15 protein-coding genes are annotated in these 21,480 nt (G+C 42.9%); 4 read left to right on the top strand and 11 right to left on the bottom strand.

The genetic code is table 11. The features are described 5' to 3' along the window. Nucleotides 1-71 precede the first annotated feature (71 nt). Both ACN6KS_RS14655 and ACN6KS_RS14650 read right to left on the bottom strand, forming a co-directional pair. Nucleotides 72-1,868 carry a sensor histidine kinase gene (locus ACN6KS_RS14655; protein WP_094874934.1) on the bottom strand — a complete coding sequence of 599 codons (1,797 nt, stop codon included), beginning with the start codon at nt 1,866-1,868 and terminating at the stop codon, nt 72-74. Then, on the bottom strand, nt 1,861-3,423 hold the full coding sequence (locus tag ACN6KS_RS14650; RefSeq protein ID WP_440962311.1) for a response regulator transcription factor: 1,563 nt from the start codon (nt 3,421-3,423) through the stop codon (nt 1,861-1,863). The genes ACN6KS_RS14655 and ACN6KS_RS14650 overlap by 8 nt, the downstream gene beginning before the upstream one ends. A gap of 349 nt (nt 3,424-3,772) precedes the next feature. Between ACN6KS_RS14650 and ACN6KS_RS14645 the strand changes: the two genes are divergently transcribed. Further along, on the top strand, nt 3,773-3,994 hold the full coding sequence (locus ACN6KS_RS14645; RefSeq protein ID WP_094868754.1) for a DUF3955 domain-containing protein: 222 nt from the start codon (nt 3,773-3,775) through the stop codon (nt 3,992-3,994). A gap of 103 nt (nt 3,995-4,097) precedes the next feature. On the opposite strand, the gene ACN6KS_RS14640 is transcribed toward ACN6KS_RS14645, so the two are convergent. Continuing rightward, complete coding sequence (locus ACN6KS_RS14640; RefSeq protein WP_440962310.1) at nt 4,098-4,991, bottom strand: hypothetical protein; 894 nt, start codon at nt 4,989-4,991, stop codon at nt 4,098-4,100. Nucleotides 4,992-5,452: 461 nt separating this feature from the next. Here ACN6KS_RS14640 and ACN6KS_RS14635 point away from each other — a divergent pair, with 461 nt between their 5' ends. After that, complete coding sequence (locus tag ACN6KS_RS14635; protein WP_094868752.1) at nt 5,453-5,995, top strand: RICIN domain-containing protein; 543 nt, start codon at nt 5,453-5,455, stop codon at nt 5,993-5,995. An 83-nt stretch (nt 5,996-6,078) separates the two neighbouring features. On the opposite strand, the gene ACN6KS_RS14630 is transcribed toward ACN6KS_RS14635, so the two are convergent. Beyond that, nucleotides 6,079-7,575, bottom strand: a complete 1,497-nt coding sequence (locus tag ACN6KS_RS14630; protein WP_440962309.1) for a glycoside hydrolase family 43 protein — start codon at nt 7,573-7,575, stop codon at nt 6,079-6,081. 139 nt (nt 7,576-7,714) lie between these two features. On the opposite strand from ACN6KS_RS14630, the gene ACN6KS_RS14625 reads away from it, so the two are divergent. After that, a complete protein-coding gene (locus ACN6KS_RS14625; protein ID WP_440962308.1) occupies nt 7,715-8,578 on the top strand; it encodes a helix-turn-helix domain-containing protein in 864 nt (287 codons plus the stop codon). A 41-nt stretch (nt 8,579-8,619) separates the two neighbouring features. On the opposite strand, the gene ACN6KS_RS14620 is transcribed toward ACN6KS_RS14625, so the two are convergent. Both ACN6KS_RS14620 and ACN6KS_RS14615 read right to left on the bottom strand, forming a co-directional pair. Next, on the bottom strand, nt 8,620-8,967 hold the full coding sequence (locus ACN6KS_RS14620) for a MerR family transcriptional regulator (protein ID WP_094874928.1): 348 nt from the start codon (nt 8,965-8,967) through the stop codon (nt 8,620-8,622). A 27-nt stretch (nt 8,968-8,994) separates the two neighbouring features. After that, nucleotides 8,995-9,975 carry an aldo/keto reductase gene (locus tag ACN6KS_RS14615; RefSeq protein WP_094868748.1) on the bottom strand — a complete coding sequence of 327 codons (981 nt, stop codon included), beginning with the start codon at nt 9,973-9,975 and terminating at the stop codon, nt 8,995-8,997. Between the two features lie 221 nt (nt 9,976-10,196). On the opposite strand from ACN6KS_RS14615, the gene ACN6KS_RS14610 reads away from it, so the two are divergent. Further along, complete coding sequence (locus ACN6KS_RS14610; RefSeq protein ID WP_179283545.1) at nt 10,197-11,384, top strand: glycosyltransferase family 61 protein; 1,188 nt, start codon at nt 10,197-10,199, stop codon at nt 11,382-11,384. Nucleotides 11,385-11,432: 48 nt separating this feature from the next. Here the strand turns inward: ACN6KS_RS14610 and ACN6KS_RS14605 are convergent, their stop codons facing one another. From ACN6KS_RS14605 to ACN6KS_RS14585, 5 genes are all read right to left on the bottom strand, one after another. Continuing rightward, nucleotides 11,433-13,706, bottom strand: a complete 2,274-nt coding sequence (locus ACN6KS_RS14605; protein ID WP_094868746.1) for a glycoside hydrolase family 3 protein — start codon at nt 13,704-13,706, stop codon at nt 11,433-11,435. 36 nt (nt 13,707-13,742) lie between these two features. After that, nucleotides 13,743-15,056: an MFS transporter gene (locus ACN6KS_RS14600; protein WP_094868745.1), complete on the bottom strand. Its 1,314-nt coding sequence runs from the start codon at nt 15,054-15,056 to the stop codon at nt 13,743-13,745. Between the two features lie 167 nt (nt 15,057-15,223). Continuing rightward, complete coding sequence (locus ACN6KS_RS14595) at nt 15,224-17,755, bottom strand: GH39 family glycosyl hydrolase (RefSeq protein ID WP_440962307.1); 2,532 nt, start codon at nt 17,753-17,755, stop codon at nt 15,224-15,226. 143 nt (nt 17,756-17,898) lie between these two features. Beyond that, the gene (locus ACN6KS_RS14590) at nt 17,899-19,746 is read right to left on the bottom strand and encodes an ABC transporter ATP-binding protein (protein ID WP_256989692.1); all 1,848 of its coding nucleotides are present in this window, start codon (nt 19,744-19,746) and stop codon (nt 17,899-17,901) included. Beyond that, nucleotides 19,733-21,472, bottom strand: a complete 1,740-nt coding sequence (locus ACN6KS_RS14585; RefSeq protein ID WP_341134752.1) for an ABC transporter ATP-binding protein — start codon at nt 21,470-21,472, stop codon at nt 19,733-19,735. Before ACN6KS_RS14585 ends, ACN6KS_RS14590 begins: the two co-directional genes overlap by 14 nt. Between the last annotated feature and the right edge of the window lie 8 nt (nt 21,473-21,480).

Here is a 21,480-nt window from a genome sequence, read left to right as displayed (position 1 = left end):
CAGTATCTTTATTAGCTTTGGTGTTATTATTGGGTCCTGTTGTGTCACGCTTATCGACTCTGGTATTATTTTTAGGTTCTTGTAAAATCTTTGGCATTCACCAATGGAAGCGTAATCTTGATGTTCGTACCTTCATGCCGTTTACTTGAAATGTTAATCCCGTAGCTCTCTCCGTACAACAATTTGATTCTGTCATCTACATTTCGTATACCGATCCCGGAGAACAATTGACGTTTATGCTTCGATGCTGGTAGCTGCTCCTCCTTCATCAAATCCGGATCAAGATCCATCCCATCGCCATTATCTACAACTTCACATACAAGTTGATCTTCCTGAACGGCAATCATGATGAGAATCCTTCCCTCATCTTTAAGATTGAATGCATGGAAGAATGCATTCTCTATAAAAGGTTGAAGAATTAGCTTCGGCATATGATAATCCAAGCTCTCGGGCTCCACAAAGAAATTCACACGGATCTTCTCACCATACCTTACATGATTGATGTATACATAATGCTCCAGCGACTCTAATTCTTGACGAACAGGTATGGTAGAGTGAACATCACTGACTGTATTCTGCAGAAGTGAGATTAGAGCGTTTATCGTTCCAGCTGCTTTTTCCTTGTCACCCTGCTGCACCAAAAATTTGATTGAAGCCAGCGTATTGTATAAGAAATGGGGATTGATCTGCATTTGAAGAGCGGCGAGCTCTGCATTACGCTGCTGCTTCTGGGTCTCCATCAATCGATCAACATAATCTTGTAGTGAATCAAGCATAAAATTGAAGGCGTTTCCCAGCTCCTTAACTTCATAACTACTATTGGCGACATCTACATGATTATCAAACTCACCTGTAGGGATACTAGACATCTGTTCAACGAGAACACGTAGAGACTTCGTCATTGTTCGGGTAATTAAAAATACAATAATAAGCGATATCGCAACGATAGCCATGATCGTCAAGGTTACTGCTTTGGCATTTACCATCTGTCCGATCACGGCGTTCTTATCGATGAGATTCACCAAATAAAAATCAAATTCAGGTAAGTATTCAGAAAACACAATTCGTTCATTCCCCATAAAATAGGTGGATTCACCATCTTTTCCGCCACCTTGCACTTCTTGCAGCAATTGCTTATCGAGGACCCCAATCATCTCAGTCTTGCTACTGGATACAATTAACCCCTTCTCATTTAGCAGTACAACATCATTACCTTCACTCGTAAAGTTAGCATAAAATGGCTTGAAATCGCGATCACTAATGGCTACGTACATGGTGCCATAGATTCTACCAGTCGAATGATCAAATAAAGCTTTGGAAGCCACCAACATAGGTTCTTTTCCGTTCGCTTTATTATCCCTTAGATCGAGCTGGTACAAGATTTGCTCAGGATGGGCTTTGGTCTCCTTCGTAATCGGATGATCCTTCAGTTCCTCGGCGGAAATGGACCAATACCAAGGATCAGTTGAATAACTCCTGCCATTCACGCCCACAATCATGATCCCAACATCAAAAGCACTGAGGTTAGAACGTATTGCCCGCATGCCTTCTGTCATTTGATATGTTTTGATGGCGAGGTTTACTGTGTCCGTCTCTCCGCTAGATAAGTAGTTTCGAATGGCTTCATTCTGAGCCATCATAGTGGCACCAGTGGCTACAACATTGTTGTAAGATTCCAGGTTTGTCTTCATCTGGTTCAGAAGTTTACCGTTGGTTATGCTGAAGGTCTGCAGAAATAATTTCTCTGACATGCTGATGGTAATAGACAACGTCAGGAGCGATACTGTAACGATGCTAATAAGTGTAACGAGAAATAACTTGAGGAATAGCCCCTGCTTTCTAATCTTGTTCTTGATGTTTTTAATCATGCTCCTCTACATCCCGTCTCCGGTACCGGCTTGGAGAAATGCCCGTCTGCTTTTTAAATACCTTGGTAAAATAACTCTGATCTGAATAACCCACGCTGTCACTGATATCGGAAATAGAATGTTCTGTTGTCTCAAGCAGCTCCATAGCTTTTTCCAATCGAACTTTGTTTAAGTACTCACTAAACCCTTCACCATTATGAGCAGTAAAATAGCTGGATAGATAAGAAGCGTTAAAATGGAACTGCTTCGCTACCTCTGTAAGCGTGATTGGATCTGCATAATGTTCCTGAATATAATCAATTAGCATTGTCATATTTGGATTAACTGATGTATTCGTCTCTCCTATAGTGCGCTCAACTTCTCGAATGAACGCTTCAGCAACAGCTATTGCATCCCCTGCATACAACGCTTCATCTATTCTTCGGAAGTAATCGTATTTAGCTTCCTCCAGCCCACCGATTTCATACTTCATTTTTCCAAGTGTGGTCGCTACGTTGAATATAAAGTTCCCCAATAACGATTTGAATTCGAAAATGTCGATGCGATAATCCATCGAACGCAGATGAACATTTTCAAGAAAAGCTGTGAATGCCTTCTGGTACTGCTTACGTCTAAGCTGTTCCATTAATTCTCCGATGTCTAATTCTTGGTACGCCCCTGGAAGACCCGGTAAATGATCATTTTCTATTAGGTTTCGTTCCGGCAAATAGAAACTGTAACGTGCAAGCTTTAAATAATTGTCACGGTAAATCTCACCAAGTCTTATAAATTCCATAAAGCTCTGACTAATAATAAAATGCGATTCTCTTGCCCCTTGCGCCAATTCGGAGACCAGGTATCTAAGCTCAATTACAAGTTCGTCCCATGGCTCCGGATTAGCATTAAGTAAATAAATAACCGAATCGTTGACAAACTTTAGCCGAATAAACACAACATCGTCCAAAGCTAACTTTTGTATTCCTCTTTCGATTTCATTTGCGAACGTTAACTTATCACTAGAATCTTTAATATGTCTCATATCCGTTCCGAAAAACGCGAACTGTCTGTAAGGAAACATCGATTGAAGCAATGTGGGCTCAACCACAGACTCATAACCTGTCATTAGCTTCTCGATGACTAGCAAAAGCTGTTTTTCCCCAGCATTGGAACCTTGATCAGTCGTCTTCATTCCTGTCATTTTGGCAGTAACTTTATTTAAGATAGACAACAGGTAATCGGCTTCTAGCTTAGGCTTTAGAATGTAGTCCGCAACACCACTCTGAAATGTGGATCGAACGTAATCGTATTCACTGAAACTGCTTAAGACGATGATTTCAATGTGAGGATACTTCTCCTTTACAATCTTGACCAGTTTCTCACCGCCCATAACAGGCATTACGATATCTGTAAGTATGATATGAGGACTGACCTCGTCGATCATATTTAGTGCTTCAAGACCGTTAGAGGCCTCACCGACGATTCGATACCCTTCTTGTTCCCAATCCCAAAGATGTTTAATTCCCTGTCTAACCAGCATTTCGTCATCCACAATCATAATCTTAAATATTGGTTTCATATCTGCCCCCTTGCAGCTGTTAAAAAGTCATACCAATGATCAGAACGCCGTTCCTTCATTCTATCGAAGCATTGGATGTAACCGTTTTCTATTTATCTGTTACTGTTCAATCCATCCTACTTGGAGCGACCTTCTATACAAAAAAGCCTTGAGACTTACATGAATTTGTTTAAACCAAATAATAGTCCTCGCCAGCAATTATGGTCAAGTCCCCTTTTTCAAATCAAATTCTAAGCACAAGTTAATTCATTTGAATCACAATAATTATATATCGATTATCAATAAATTAATATTGATTTACGAGTTTGATTTGTGTATTATAGGGTTATTAAGAAAAGGAGAATGTCATATGAAAAAGAAATATCTATTAGCAGCTTCACCATTATTATTAAGCATCATCAGTTTAATGATCTCACGTATGGTCGGTTCAAGCGTGGGACCGGATGGAATCTTGCATGAGCCGGTTTTTTTCTTAATTCCGCTTAGTTACCTGTTTTTTCTCTGCAGTATTGTAGCATTCCTATTCGTAGGTCTCGGGTCAGTCGTCAATAATAGAAAAAAAATTTCGTAATAGCGTTGTGTCGGGACATTAACGGTTATAGCAAAAAGAAAGAAGCCGCAATATTTCGCGGCTTCTTCTGCGTTAGATGTTCATTTTAAATTTGACATAGACTCTATAAACTCAACTTCTGCTGGAGCAAAACTACCAGCTCTTCAGCTGTATCCCAAACGATAGGACGGATATTTTTCACTTGTACGAAAAGATCATTAGCATCGCTGCTGTTCACAGTCCAAATCACTGGAATGTTCAACCCGAGCGCATATCCTGCAGTAAAATACACTTCAGGGGATTGGCCGGTTAAATCAGCGATAATCAGTTTGCTCTCCTCTATAAGCTCCAAGGAATACGGTTCACGGTTTTGCTGTGACGTATGCCTTAGTAGCCGTGGTATATAACCAAACTGCTCAATTTTAGGAAGCAGCTTATCCACCCACTCCGTATACAAATCCTCCGCATCTGACAATAGAACGATACAGGGTTTTAATTTTTCGCCTCCTACGATTGCGGCAGCTTCATTCCATCCCTCGTCCGTCAGCTTAAAGGTCATGCCTTCCCTGATCATAAACTGCTCGTTTATCAGCTTATCTATGATATATACCAATTCTTGCAGATTAGGTGAATACGTTAGGTTATAGCTACTGGAGAGTGGCTGAATAACAACGGATTCCCCAGGGGCCTCAGAATGTCTGTATAAGTATTGCAGTAAACGGTTTCCTTTATCTTCAATCGTCACTGGAATTTTCGAAGAATTTACAATGGATTCTAAATCGTCGGCCGATAACCTGACCTTCTCTCCACGATCTGACTGCTCCCGTATATAAGCCGATATTACATGAAACATATCGCGTTTCTTTGAATGCGCAAGAGAATTTATAGGCTCATAGCTGTCTCTCAATAAGCTATAGAACCTGTCAGGAGAACAATTACAGCCTAAATATCTATCGTAATCGCCTTCCGATGTAATGGATACCATCTCATCACAGAACAAGCAGTATTTCTTAATCATTACAACTCATCACCTCTTATTTATTGATATCCCCTTACCTTACCAAGAATATCTTAAAAAGTAGACAAGAAGATATTTCCTATATGCACTGAACCTAGAAGATTAATATCCTGAATGCCCACAAAAAGACACTGACTTGGCAGTGTCTTCTTATGGTCCGATGAGTATTTTTTTGTTTCTGATATGCTCATTAAAAGCAGTTGACATTATTATTTTTATATAAATAGCGAAAAAAATCATATTGACTCATTATTTGATATTAAAGTATATTCTTAGCAAATGAACCATTATTTATTTATATTTAATCTATTTACTTTTGAAGATAGATTTTTCAGATTCTATCAAATAACATGCAATATATTTACTGATTAAGGAGGTGATTAAGTTGAATACATAAATCTTGTTCTTAAATTGGACAGGCAGCAGGGTAAGAAATTAAATTGAAAAAGGAGTGTATTTTCATGAAACGATCTCTCATTCGCTACGGTTTGAAAACGATTTTGGCACTTGTGTTAGTTGTATCTGCATCATCACTCGCACTAACTTCAACGACGCACGCTGGAGTGCCAATCCCTCTCAGAATTATCAATGAACACAGCAATAACGTGCTGTCAGTCAGCGGAGCGGATTCACAAGCGGACGGTGCGCTTATCGTACAATACATCGATCAAGGATTAGATTATCAAAAATGGTATCTCGAAACTGCAGAGAACGGATATTATAATTTCAGAAACATAGCTAGCGGAGATTTATTGGATGTCAACGGATCATCATCATCCGATGGGGCCAGTGTTATTCAATGGCCGAGCAATACCGGGTGGAACCAACAGTGGGAACTTATTCCGACTGGTGAAAAAAACTCGTATAAAATTAAAAACCGGGCCAGTGGCAAGTTATTAGATATATCGGGACAAGATAAAACCAGCGGTGCGCAGGCCATTCAATGGAGCGATAACGGCGGTCACAATCAGCACTGGTATATAGAATATATACGGAAAAATTAAGCTATTGCCGAATACAAGAAATGACGGTGCTGGGATAACATCCCGAGCACCGCCATTTCCTAATTTAACATTTTTTTGGATTGTCATTCCTTTTGATAGCGGAACCAATCATAATATGCGATTGTTCGGTTGGTTGAGTAGTTATACATTCCAAAGAACACTCCGGTAAATCCGCCTGCCACTTCTGTAGAGATCAAGTGCGTCTCCGCTTCACCAAGTGGATGCCATAACTGATCTTCACCTCGATAAAAGAACAAATATTTCTCAGGTAATGCTTGAATCCTCAATTCTACGACTGTGCCTTCAAATGGAGAAGAATATTTCACATCACTTATGCTACCCACTTGTCTTCGCAGCGTAATCACATTTTCACCCTCTACCTGGGTTAGCCCGATTGCGTAGTGATACATCCGATCCATAAACACAACAAGACCTGCTTCATCACCATCTAGTGGGTTGAATTCCATTTTAGTAGAGATTTCACAATCCAAGTGGCGCTGTCTACAGCCAATAAATGCAGGCGTTCCCTGTTCGCTTAATCTCACATCCGCTCCATATAATGCTAGCCACCCTGGTCGCTCTTGCAAAGACCAATCGACTTTTTTAGCATTGCGGATAAAGTTCCAGCTCATTCTTAAATCAGATCGATTAAAATCATCGGTCTCAGGCTCCTTTTCCCATAGCACTGGTGGTGGAGTGTCAGCTTCCATTTCTAATCCAACAACACCGTGATCTCCAATCATCGGCCATCCATCTTCACTCCAATGGACCGGAGCAAGGAATGTCTCTCTACCAAGATGATGTCGATATGGATATCCTACTGGTCGTATCCCTAACAATACCGCCCACCAGCTGCCATCCTGTGCTTCTACCAGATCGCCATGTCCCGTAGCTTGAATAGGGTAATCCGAGCTCCGGTGAGTCAAAATGGGATTCCAGGGAGAGGATTCAAAGGGTCCATAGGGTGATTTACTTCTTGCTATGGTCTCCATATGTCCATATTCTGTCCCGCCTTCAGCACACATTAAATAATAGTAGCCATTTATATTATAAAGATGTGGTCCTTCAGGAAATTTACCGCCACTGCCTGTCCATATTAAGCGAGAATCGCTCAGCTTATGGCCCGTTTCAATATCAATCTCACATTGGTAGATTCCCATACCATCTTTGGTGCCAGTGCTTGTAAAATACACTTTTCCACCGTCAAAAAATAAGGAGGGATCAATCCCTTCCTGATCCACGTAAATAGGATCCGACCACTCACCTGCTGGGTCTACCGTCCAAACGTAGAAGTGTCCACCGCTATCCTGATTTGTCGTCACCATGTAGAATCGACCGTTATGATGACGAATGGTTGGTGCCCACACCCCTCCAGACACGACCGATGTATCAAATTGAAGCTGGGAATCACGCGTTAAGCAATATCCGAGCTGCTTCCAATGGACTAAATCTTTACTATGCCAAATGGGGATTCCCGGAGAGTAAGCAAATGAACTGTTTACCAAAAAGTAATCCTCGCCTACTCTGCAAATGCTTGGATCTGGATAAAAACCTGGTAATATCGGATTGTTATATTTCATGAAGCATTCTCCTTTTATTGAACATTTGCATCTATGTCAAGGATTATACTCCACTAGCTAAACGATAAACCTTGATTATCCAGTCGTAAAATAGCATGATATAGACATTCATCTAGACATTCTTTTGGAGGGTTACGGATTGAGCGAATTTTATTTAAATTGGTTTACATCAGATCAGAAATTCCCATTTTTTATTCAATACGGCTTCCACGACAATGATACTGACCTTCATAGACATGTGGACTTTTCAGAGCTCGTAATTGTCTTGAGTGGTACTGCTACTCATATTGTGAATACCGAAGAATCATTCATCAAAAAGGGGAATGTCTTTGTTATTAATGGTTCAACCCCGCATGCTTTTAAAGATCCTCAGGATTTTAAGATCTGTAATATTATGTACAAGCCTGAAATGCTGTCGACAGCTGGATCAGATCTGCGAACTTCGAACGGCTTTCAGGCGCTGTTTGTATTGGAGCCGTTGTATCGTCATAAACACGCCTACACAAGTAAACTAAGCTTGCCAATTCCCATGCTGGAATTTGTCACTACACTCATTGCCGATATGATTGAAGAATATAGCCACAAACTTCAGGGATATCAGACTTTGCTCGTCTCACGATTTATGGAGCTGGTTGTCTATTTATCAAGGCATTATGAAAAACAGGATAAAGGCAGCCTGGATAATCACCTAATACATTTAGCGAAGTCGCTCTCTTTTATGGAAGACCATTATCTTGAAGCGTTGTCGCTGGATCAAATCGCCGCACACTCAGGGGTATCCGTTAGACATTTAAACCGGATCTTTCGCTCTTACTATCAAACGACTCCTATTTCCTATCTCCATCGATTGCGTCTGGAACGGGCTTGCAGCTTGTTGAAGCATTCTGACTTCAGTATTACTCAGATCTCACATGAAAGCGGGTTTAGCGATAGCAATTACTTTACACGACAATTCACCAAAACCTACGGTATGTCTCCCAAAGCTTATCGGAAGAATCTATAAAAGAACATCCTTAACACAACAATAAGCCCTCAAAAGAGGACTTATTGTTTACTCAATCGTTCAATTTTTGCATCCATCCGTTCCATTACTCTGTTCATCTCTTCCATTCTAGATAAAAGCTGCTTCCGCTGATCAATCAAGAGTTCTACTCTAGCATGATTAGCCTCATCGCCCTGTCTATACAGCTCGACATACTTAATCAAGATTTCAACAGGAAGCCCAATGCCTCGCATACACTTGATATGTTCAATCCACCTGCAGTCTTCTTCCGAATAATCTCTATTTCCACTTTTATTGCGATTCACGTGTGGAATAATACCGATGCGTTCATAATAGCGGAGCGTATCCGGCGTAAGATTAAATTTTCCACTTACTTCTGTAATGGTCATACTTTCATTATCCTCCGATCCTCAATATTAATTAAAACCAATGATTGGATGCGGTGTATAGGGTTCTTCCAAGAACGTAATTTCTTGAGGTGTTAACGTAATGGATAACGCTCCTACAGCATCTTCGAGATGAGACATTTTCGTAGCACCAATAATTGGAGCAGTTACCGGTTCTTTTTGAAGCAACCATGCAAGAGCAATATGAATCCGCGGAACACCATGCTTTTCGGCAATTGCAGCTACCCGCTCCACAACTAAACGATCAGCATCTGCAGTTCCATCATATTTGGATTTTTGTATTTGATCGGTCTCTGAACGATGTGTTGATACTGTCCAGTCGCGAGTTAATCTACCGGAGGCCAACGGACTATACGGAATAACACCAATTTTTTCTTCCTTACAAAGTGGTAACATCTCGCGCTCTTCTTCACGGTAGATAAGGTTGAGGTGATTCTGCATGGATACAAACCGGGTCCAGCCATTCTTCTCCGCTACATATAAAGCTTTCTGAAATTGCCAAGCATACATTGCAGAAGCACCAATATATCTTGCCTTTCCCGCCTTAACCACATCATGAAGTGCCTCCATCGTTTCCTCGATAGGTGTGTGATAATCCCAGCGATGAATCTGGTACAAATCCACATAGTCTGTTCCCAATCTTTTTAGACTCTTATCGATTTCACTCATAATTGCTTTTCGGGAAAGTCCGGCACCATTGGGTCCTTCATGCATACGATTATAAACTTTAGTGGCGAGGACAATTTCATCTCGATTAGCATAATCCTTGAGTGCCCGTCCAAGAATCTCCTCACTCGTTCCGTCAGAATACACATTAGCCGTATCAAAAAAGTTAATTCCGAGCTCTAGAGCTTTTTTTATGATCAGCCGACTCTGCTCCTCATCAAGCACCCACTGATGGATCCAGCGTTCTGCTACCCCAAAGCTCATACAGCCAAGACACAGCCGGGATACTTCTAAGCCAGTATTGCCAAGTTTCACATAGTCCATTTACAATGACTCCTCTCTTTCAATAGAAGGTAAGGTTCACTAGCAGTTATCTGTTATTATTTCACTTGGAGTTCACTCCAAGTCAAGCTATTTATAAAGTTGACTGCTTTTAACGCTGTTCACTCGCCCTTTTCCGAAGGAATTGTGTCGTTAAGTTCTTTGTTCCATAGAATAGCTTAATGATGTTTCTAGAGTTCTACTTGGCCAAAAGAGGTGAAACGATGAGTTTTTCTGTGAACGGGGGAACGCCCTCTGGATATTACCGGAGCATCTTGGAACTTGAAGCAGAATGGGGACAAAAAAGAACTATCCATAAAGCTGGACAGGTTATTCCCTTTGATTTCGGTAGGGCTGCCCATTTCATTGCTCCTAAAAGCACTGAATCGAGCATTCATCCTGCACTGACACCTTATTGTTTACAGCCTATTGGCGGATACGTAGCCACTATCTCGAGTGGAAGGGTATGGGGAGAATCTGGTGCTGTTCTATCTCCGGAAGGAAAGCTGATCTTTGATCTGTCACAGGAATATGACGCCATGCAAAATAGAATGCTAGAAGCAGAGGAACACCCTGTATTCCACCGGTGGAATGATCCAAAACTTCAATATTTAGAAGGAACTGTGGCTGTGTTGACGTTTTGCGGAAGCTATAACTATTTCCACTGGTTGTATGATGTGCTCCCTAGGTTGGCGATGCTCAAAATGAGTGGAATTCCTTATACCTCCATCCTCATGAATCCAAATCCATATGGACCATTTGTGGAACAAACCTGGGCTATGCTCGGGATATCAGAGTCTTCAGTAATCCGGACAAATCCTGAAGCTTTCTTTGAAGCTGATCAGCTACTTATCCCTTCTTTGATGATGAATTCCCACTATCCCCCGTGGACCACGGATACGCTACGTAAATTATTACTACCTCATAGGGAATCAACACTCGCTACACCTGAGCGCATTTATATTTCTCGAAACAAAGCAAGCACCAGGCGCTTGGTCAATGAAGAGGAAGTTATACGCTGCCTTGAAGAATATAGCATTCAACCTATTCACCTTGAGGATTGGACGGTTGCACAGCAAATCCAGTTATTCGCTTCGGCTAAGCTAATCTTGGGAGCGCATGGCGCTGGACTGGCCAATTTGGCGTTTTGTCAACCTGGAACACAAGTTATCGAAATTGTTCATAAACAGCATGTCGTTCCAACGTATTGGATGATCAGCAACCATAACGCTCTTGATTATTACATGATGTATGGTCAAGGCTGGCCAGATCCTGCTATTCGTTTTCCGGGATTCGAAGATATCTATGTGGATATGGATCGTCTGAAGCAGATTTTGCATTTGGCAGGATCGGTTACAGGAATTTATAGCTCCATTATCGGAAATCCGATAGATCCACAAAGCACCGCCTGATAAATTCTTCAGGCGGTGCTTCGCTTTTATTTTTCCGCAGAACGGTTCTTATTTCCGGTAATTTTTCGTTCTTTCATCCTCTATAACACCATTCCAATTCATTCCAAAGGCAAAATCATATACATGTCCTTCTGAATCCACATGACATTCCATGTCACGCGCCACATCTTCCAGCTGCTCTTCTACCGTTTGCATACCTGATGGCATTTGTACTGGAAGCAATCCAGAAGGCTCCTCCGCACCCGTTAAAACCTCCATAAGTGCTTGATCCTGCAACCCAAAGTTAACAAGGATAACATCAGCCTCTCCCTCAAATTCTGCAACAACCGAAGGATTGGACAGCAACATTGACACAATTACCGGTTTGTCTTTCATCAGCTTGCGAGCTTCCAGGACATGATCCAGATCGCTCTCATTATGCGTAACAACGGTTTTTCCTTTATAAGAACGGTTAAGTACATCGTTATCCCGCGCATCTCCAGCTAAGCTCTGCTCCCGAGCATGTTCCGCAGTGTACGGTCTATACTGCAAGCTGATCGGCACGTAGCCGTTACCGCCTTGATCAGAATCTTCCTGACTAAAGCCTACTCCTGATTTGGGACTGCTTATGATGACGAGAGCAAAGTCTGCTTTATCCGGCTGATCTGTCACATGATAATATTTAGACACAACCTCCAGGTTCACCGGATATTCTGTCTTTTCGGGCGTTGGGTTGCCGAACCAATCCTTTCCTGCTGGAGTATAACGCTTCGGAATAAATACGGTTTGTTTCGCTACCAACGGCAATACCCGATTTTTGTTCTTCAGCAGCACGATCGACTTCAGCTGTGCATCATAGCCTGATTGCATAAACGCCGGATTCCCAACAATCTGAGCGCTCGCCTCAGGCTTTAAATACGGGTTCTCGAAGAGACCCAGACGGAAAATATTAAGTAGAAGCCGAACAGCTGACCGCTCAAAGCGATTCCGCATCCATACCTCTCCATGCTCAGCTACTCCCATTCGGTATGCTTCAAGGACTGGCTCCATCTCATTGTTGCCGCCGAATTGGTCAACGCCTGCCATCAAGAGCTTGTAATGCCGTTCTGCGACGGACATACCCTCCACTCCCCAAGGTTTACCACTGAGAAAGGAATCCTTACTATCTGATTCGTCTGCTGTAATGAGCCAATCTGTGCACACAACACCATCGTAACCGTATTTTTCCCGAAGCAGATCGGTAATAAGATAGGAATTATAAGAATTTCCGACATTCTCCCCGTTCAACTGATCTTGATCTGTAGAAATTGTGTAATATGGCATGACAGCTGAAGACTGCTTGGTTGGGCCATCCAGCTTAAAAGCTCCTTCTGTAAAAGGAATAAGATGTTCTTCAAAGTTACCGCCCGGATAGACGGCATACTTGCCGCAAGCATAATGCGCATCCCTTCCGCCTTCCCCGGAACCACCGCCAGGCCAATGTTTTACCATAGCGTTCACACTATCATATCCCCAGCCTTCGTGAATCTCCCGCTCATCTTCCGAGCTCTGGAAGCCGTCGACATAGGCTCTTGCCATGTCAGCAGACAACTTAGAATCCTCACCAAATGTGCCGTTAAAGCGAAACCATCGCGGATCTGTAGCTATATCTATTTGCGGCGATAGCGCCGTACCTAGACCCAGTGCGCGATACTCACGCGAGGCAACTTGCCCGAACTGATAAGTGATCTTCGGATCGAAGGTAGCCGCAAGACCCAGCGTCTCCGGCCACATGGAGATTTGTCCACCAGCTCCAGCATTAAACTCCGAGCTAGAATCTGAGCCATGGCGAGGATCGGAGCTGTTGTTGGCTGGAATCCCTAGACCGCTTCCTTCTGCAAATGCTTGTACCTGGTTGTTCCACAGGGCGGCAATTTCCGGAGTTTCCACGGTGGTCACCAGAATATGTCTTAGATGGTCCTGTGCCAGAAATGCCAGCTGTTCATCGGTAAGCTCCCATGGCTTGGCTCCGCTCTCCTCATAGGATTTACCGTTATACGTTCCTGAGAACCAGCTGCTGCTAACTGCTGGGATGGATTGATGACGACTATACAGCATGAGTCCAGCAATTTGTTCAATACTCATCTGTGAAGCCAAATCTTCAGCCCGCTCTTGTGGCGTCAATCGCCAGTCCTCATATTTATCCAGCTTGCCATTACGATTTAAATCTTTGAAGAACAGTCCGTCCTGCTGGAGAATCTGCACACCAGATTCAGGGGAATAACCCAAGGTTGGACCGCCCTTATTGCTTACGTAAGAAATGGTATGATGGCTTTTAGTTTTAATAGTCTCTCTCTGATTCATTTGGTTTCCCTCCACTGTTTTCTTGTTTGTTTTTTCTTAGACCAAATTGGCTTTTTGTGATTGTGTTTCGACAGCCGTCAGTTCAGCAGTTTGAGCTCTTTTCTCTGTTCCCACTTCTGGAAGTGGCTTCACTGCCAGCATACCGAATATGGTGCAGACGGCAAGGAAGATATAAAAGAAGGTCCAGCTGCCAATGCCTAACAGCACGGGAGCAATTGCTGGAACAATGGACTGAGGCAACGCATTAGCTACGTTCATAATCCCAAAGTCTTTGGCTGAATCCTCTTTACTTGGAAGAATCCGTGCAACGAGTGCCATATCTACGGCTGAGAAGCAGCCAAAGCCCAATCCGATCACTGCAGCTCCGGCAATGTAGGCCGGATAACTTGGCACAAAGGCAAACAACAGAACCCCAATAGCAATGATGAACCCTGAAACGATCAGGAATGGTTTTTGCTTACCAAATTTATCTGACAACACCCCACCGAAGATACTTGTAATTGCAACACCCACTAGCATAACGATATTAATCGTAGCAACCTTTGCGGTAGCCAGCTCTTCCGTAAGTCCCATCCGGTTTACCAGCATGACTGTGAGGTATAAAGTGCTACAATATCCCATCATGATCAGGAACTTGGATACGAAAGCCCAAGAGAATTCCGGGAATTTACGTGGACTAGGAAAAATCGTACTCAGCTTCTTACCCAGCGATATTTGATTATTTGTCTTGGGAACAAGTTCTACTTTACCTTCTTTAATAATCAACGTACTGAGGAGTGGACCTATGATGCCGATTACTCCGAGCAAAAGCCACTTAATTTCTGAAGAAACTGAGGTCATCACTGTCATCATGATCATCCCTACCGTCATAGCGATTGGAATAGTGAGACCGATTAATCCGGAGATTGTCCCTTGTTTTTCCTGAGATACTTGGTCTGGAATAAGCGCTGTATAGGCTGCCATCCCTACATTGAAGAAAAATTGTGCGACTGCCCAGCTAATCATGATCTGCCAAGGCTCGTTGGCGAAACCAGTACATACCAGCGCTGTACAGCCAACTAGTGGACCAAGGATAATCCACGTGCGCCGCCGTCCGAACGAAAGATGGGTTCGGTCACTGAGTGCACCGCCAATCGGATTTCCGATAAGTGCAAAGATTGCGCCAATTCCTGCAACCAGTCCATAGGAAGAGGTGTAACCATTCGGATCCACTTCAATCATTTTAAAGGTCAGCAGCAAGGTGGCAGGTGTCATCAGTGCCAGCATCATCATGCCGTAACCAAGCAGAATACCAAAGGTCAATCTACGAAAAGGGGTGAGAACCTGCCCTTTAATCGATGCTCCAGTCATTGTAATTCCTCCTCATCCTTTTAGAAAACGTTTACAATTCGATTATAAAATAAACCACCTCTTACAGGAGAGGTAGTCAATTACACACTTTTAGGTTCATTTTTAATCTAAATGAAAGCGTTTCAAAAATCTTTATCAAGATGAAGCTTAATAATTGACTCATTTTCTCAAAACAATGGAGTCAGCTCAATGAGTTCTACGCTATGAGGTTCCATTCTAATGACAACAGAAAGCTCTTCACCTACTTCAAGAAGCTGAATCTGTCTGCCTGGAATAGAGGCAGCTTTTAGATAAGCAGTGTCCTCTGCAGTCAGAACGGTTGGAGCCCCCATCTCTACCCACTTGTCAAAACTGCTGCCATGTGCCCTGCTGATCGTATGGTTTACTTGCTTATATCTGCCAGATGGTAATCCAGTTAATGTGAGCTCAACTTTAAGAAGCCTCTCGTTTTTGAAGCCACTATAACGGCTAGTAGGTGTAATGAATGAAGTATCACCAAGCGCGTACAAATCATCAAAGTGACAGTAATTATAAGCCAGAATCTGATAACCGCCTCTACCAGCCGTCACGATATAACCCTCTTCGTGTGCGACTAGCCGATTCCCCAGCTTAGCGAGCATTTCATAGGCATGCATAGCTGCTTTCGGAATTCCATACTGAGCCATAAGTCCAAGCCCACCATGAAACATCCGGGATGAAGCCGCTGTTTCTTCAATATTGTCACTCAGTACCCAATATCCGAACCCACTGATGCTGTCGAGATTTTCGATGATATTCTTTACGATATATGCAGCTTTATATAATGTGTCATTGGTCAATTCGCGATGAAATGCTGTTGAATTCCATTCGGTTAAATATAGCTCTTGTCCGCTAAGTCCTAACTCAGCGAGCAGCCCGATTTCACGCTCCAGTGATTCCTTCAAATAGTCAGGGTTTGGGGACACTTTGTTGAACCCCTCAACTGTCAGGGGAGACATTTCTTTTTCACTTGATAGTTCTTTTTGCCCCCAATTGTTACTAAGCAGTTCATCCATGTCCTCATGCGGATAAAAATGTAACGGGATAAAATCAGGAAGACAACCCCGTTCTTTGCAGAATGTGAAAAACTGTTCACAAAACGCATTGGAGTTCAGCGTAATAATTCTACCAGGAGCGCCAATCTGTAGGTTCAGAGAGATGGCTTTGAGGGTGTCGAACGTTCGGGCATACAATTCGTTGTACGCTTCTTCCGTCGCAGGCCAGAACAATCCATATTCCGGTTCATTCCAGAATTCAAACCTCCAGCTTTCCACCTCTTCTAGACCGTACCGACTGAGACAATGGCGAATAAAGCGATCAACCAATTCACACCAAAGGTCCATGGATTTAGGTGGACTCACGTAACTCTTTTCATAAAATACATGTTTACTGCTGTCTTCTGCAAGATCAAAAGGCATAAAGCCCAGTTCTATAAAAGGTTTCAAGCCGATCGATAACAGAAAATCAAACAACTGATCTACAAAGCGAAAATTATAATGTGCCTGCCCTTCGTGATCCTCCCAGTACACCATCATTGAATCATCAAAAATTCCATGAAAACGTAAATAGCGAAACGGACACCGCTCTTGTACATATTTCAAATGAGCTTGTACATCACTTTGAAGTCCTTCATTTGCTTTACTGATTGTAATAATATTTTTCCAGCTATGCTGAATTTGCCGCTGAATCCTGTCTAACGAAATGCTCGCAGACAGCTGAACAACCGGATGCACGGGTTCAAGCTGGTGCGACTGACTACGCCGGAGGAATTGCCGAATAATGCCCAGTGCGCTGGATTGATTAAACGCTAAGTATCCGGAAGTAGAACCTTCCTGTTTCGAGTGAGTTTGCGGCCGATATTTTTTGCGATATTCATGTGGTGTGATATGATATCGGCTTTTGAATGCAGTGTAAAAAGATTTCGCGTTTGGAAAGCCCTGCTCAAGTGCCAGTTCAGCAAGGGAATGCTCTTGATCTCTTAAAAGGGCTTCTACGGTATTTTTTAAACGAATGCTGGTTAAGTACGTCTGGAAGTTGACCCCAATATTCTCGCTAAAAAATTTGGATAAATACGGCACCGACAAATACTCTCGTTCCGCGATTATCTGCAGCGACACCGGGTCTTTATAATGTTCATCTATATAAGTGATGATGCTCATCATTCGTTCCATATATTTTATATTCATCGCTTCGCCGGAATTTGGCAGCTTGAACTGTTTGACCAAAACAGAGAATAACCCAAGCATACGTGCTTCCATCCCCAGTTCATAGGCTTCCCCACCTTTGTAATTCAGCTGTACCATTTCAGCCATGAGCTGACGCATGTTATCTAAGCCATTTTGCTTCTCAGGACCGGCTTCTGCAGAATAACATTCAAAGCTGATCTTCTCCACATTGTGGATGTGCTGCTTAAGATAGGTTGTAGGGATTTGAAAGGTAGCGATGATATTCTCATCTAATCCGATAACCTCATGCACGTAACACTGGTTAATGAGTAGCATATCCCCTTCTTTAAGCCTATATTGACGGTTTCCGGTCGAAACCTCTAGATTACCAGACAGCACAAAAATCAGCTCCACACTCGTATGCCAATGATTCGGCACAAAGCTGACGCTATGTAAAGAAACATCAAACGGTAGTTTGCCTTCTGTCTCAAGCTGCTCATAGCTGGAATGGCTCACATAATCACTTCCTTGTTTACATTATCTTGTTGTAGCATACAATGTCGCGTTTCGGCGGTCAATTCGATGGTCTGTGGTCACCTCTCTAACAAAAAAACACTGATCCAAGTCAGTGTTTTTTCAACAGCCATATAAATATTTCTTTAAATCGCTCGTTTGAACTGGGTATTGTATAACTCGTAATAGGCGCCCTGCATTGCAAGAAGCTCCTCATGATTTCCTTGCTCAGCAATTCCTCCACCCTGGATCACGAGTATACGATCTGCATCCTGAATCGTACTAAGCCTGTGGGCAATTACAAAGCTTGTTCGACCCTTCATCAAATTCTTCATTGCTTGTTGAATGTGCATTTCCGTACGTGTGTCTACGCTACTGGTTGCTTCATCAAGAATTAATATGGCAGGATCAGCTAAAATTGCGCGAGCGATTGTTAACAGTTGGCGCTGTCCATGACTAAGATTACTACCTTCTGCATTAAGAAGGGTCTCGTAATCATGCGGCAATCTTTTGATAAAAGCATCCGCATTGGCTAGCCGCGCAGCTTGCTCAATCTCTTGATCGGTCGCATCAAGTCGGCCAAACCGAATATTCTCACGAATGGTTCCCGAGAATACATGCGCATCTTGCAGCACCATCCCTAGCTGACTACGAAGTGAATTTTTATCTACCTCTTGGATGTCACGGCCATCAATCCGGATGGCACCTCCGTTCAAATCATAGAAACGACTCAGCAGGTTAACAATAGTTGTTTTACCTGCTCCTGTTGGGCCAACAAGCGCAATTTTCTCCCCAGGTTTGGCTTCAAACGTAACTCCAGACAGAATCGGTGTATCCAATTTGTAAGCAAAGGAAACGTCCTGGAAAACAACCTCCCCTTTTAGCCTTGGCAGATTCTCACTTTCTTCATCCCCATATTCGGACGGCATCTCCAAAACTTCAAACACACGCTCCGCTCCGGCAATTGCAGATTGGATTAGATTGTACTGGTTAGCAAGATCAGAAATGGGTCTACCGAACTGTTTGGAATAGGTAAGGAAGCTAACGATTATACCTACTGTAGCCATGTTATGGAAGGCCATCCAGCCCCCAACCCCGGCTATGATCGCAAATCCAAGATTATTAATCATGTTCATCACGGGTCCCACTAGTCCAGATACGATTTGTGCCTTAATGCTGACCTTGTTCAGCTCTCCGCTGATTTTGCGGAATCGCTTAACTTCCGCTTCTTCTCTATTGTATTGTTTGACCACTTTTTGTCCGCTGATGGTTTCTTCGATAAACCCGCCCAGTTCACCTAAATGCCGCTGCTGATTTCGAAAATAAGTTCGGCTTAAACCTATAATTTTACGACTAGCCAGGAGTACGAGCGGAATTGTGATTAGTGAAACTACGGTCAAAGGAACGTTCAGCATGAACATTATAACGAGCGAACCGCTTAGCGTAATCAAACTATTTAACAACTGGGTTACACTCTGATTGAGTGTGCTGGATACGCTCTCTATATCGTTCGTTGCCCGGCTCATCAGCTCTCCATTAGCTCGTGTGTCAAAAAACTTAATAGGTAGCTGCTGATACTTGCTGAACAGATCACGACGCAGCTCAAATACGGTATTCTGTGAAACAGATGTCATGACGTATGCTTGCACCCAAGCAACTACACTACCTAACCCATAAATGCCAATAAGGAGAATACAAAACCGCACAAGACCATGATAATCATGCGGAATAACCGCAGTATCAATCGCTTTACCGATGAGATACGGTCCGATCAATGAAAGAAGTGCATTCAACACCGTAAATACATACACAATAATTAACCCGAACCGTTGGCGATTCAAGTAAGTCCAGATGCGTTTAAGCGTACTTGCTTGATTCTTGGCGCGGACGATTGGTACAGCGCCGCCGCGTCCGGGGCCTGATCCCGGTCCTGGGCCGAATCCGCCTGGTCGATTGAAAGGAGTGGTGTTCATGCCGTTATTAGACTTTGACATAAGGCATCTCCTCCCCCTTTATCTGCGACTTCCAGATATCTCTGTATATTTCACTGCTGCTCATAAGTCCATCATGTGTACCTTGTATAGCGATTCGACCGTTTTCTAGAATTAATATGCGGTCCGCATCAATCACAGAGGTGACACGTTGAGCTATTAAAATATTTGTACTGCTATGTAGCCGTGTTTTTAACATTTGTCGAATTCGCGACTCTGTCGCCGCATCAAGGGCGCTAGTACTGTCGTCCATGATTAGGATTGTTGGCTGTATTAACAAAGCCCTTGCAATCGAAAGCCGCTGCTTCTGCCCACCAGACAAGTTAATCCCTCTTTGACCAAGCACTGTATCATAGCCTTCTGGAAGTTCTATAATAAAAAGATGCGCTTCAGCGGCAATTGCTGCTTGTTCCACTTCTTCATCTGTAGCCTCCGGTCTGCCATAGCGGATATTATCCCGGACTGTTCCACTGAACAGAATAGCCTGCTGCATAACATAACCGATCCTGCGACGCAATTGTTCCAAAGAAATTTGCCGAGTGTCGGAACCATCAATCGTAATAGATCCAGAGGATACATCATAAAGACGAGGAATGAGGCTAACCAAGGTTGATTTACCAGCACCAGTGGCTCCAAGGATGGCTACGGTTTCACCTGGCTCAGCAGTGAAATTGATGCCATCTAACACAAGGTTCTCATCCGCAGGGTCATAGGCAAAGGAAACGTTGTCAAATACAATTCGACCGTTAGATATAGCATCTTTCTTAGCATCGGTTACTTCTGTAATCTCGCTGATTGTGGACAACACTTCATTCTCCCGATCTGCGGAGACTTTTGCACGCGAGAAGAATATGAGCATATTACTCAGCATTAACATGGACATCAATAGTTGGGTGATGTAGTTAATAAAGGCGATCAACTGACCTACCGGAAGCGTGCCATTCCAGCTCTGCGCCCCTCCAAACCAAAGGACAGCTACAATACTTGCATTGAGCACTAGCATCATGAGTGGCATATTTAATGACATCAGGCGTACCGCTTTTATCGCAGTCTCTGTGTAATCCTTGTTGGCTGTATTAAACCGTTTCTCTTCATGTTTGCCACGAACAAATGCTTTGACTACACGGATGCCCGATAAATTCTCCTGCAATACGGTATTGACTCCGTCTAATTTAGTTTGCATTTTCTCGAACAAAGGAAAAGAAAGTCGAATTAACCCATACAATATGGCAACCAGCAATGGCACGGCAACGACAAGAATGAGCGTCAACGTAGGACTAATCCGGATGGCCATCACCAAACTACCAATCAATAGCAATGGAGATCGGATATTCCGCAAAATCATCTGGACAAAGGTTTGTAGCTGCACCACATCATTTGTTAAACGAGTAATTAACGAACCTGTCTTCAATTGATCCAGATTCTTATTTGAGAATTTCTGAATATGTTCAAACAGATTGATCCGTAAATCATTACCGAAATTTTGAGAGGCGATACTTGAAAAAACGGTACAGCCCACCCCACCCAATAGACCGATCAATGCCACTCCAAGCATGATCAATCCGGTCGAATATATATGTGATACATCCTTCGTCATAATCCCATGATCCACAATGCTCGCCATTAATGTAGGTTGAAGCAAATCCATAGACACTTCGATCATCATCATAAGTGGTGCTAACACAGACCACACCCAATATGGCCTTAAGTAACTCTTAAGTTTCCACATTCCATCAC

Origin of the sequence: Paenibacillus nitricinens, from assembly GCF_052056485.1 — a bacterium.
Taxonomy (GTDB): Bacteria; Bacillota; Bacilli; order Paenibacillales; family Paenibacillaceae; genus Paenibacillus_AQ; species Paenibacillus_AQ nitricinens.
The sequence above is the reverse complement of the archived record's forward strand: the minus strand, read 5'-3'. Positions and strand labels throughout refer to the sequence as shown.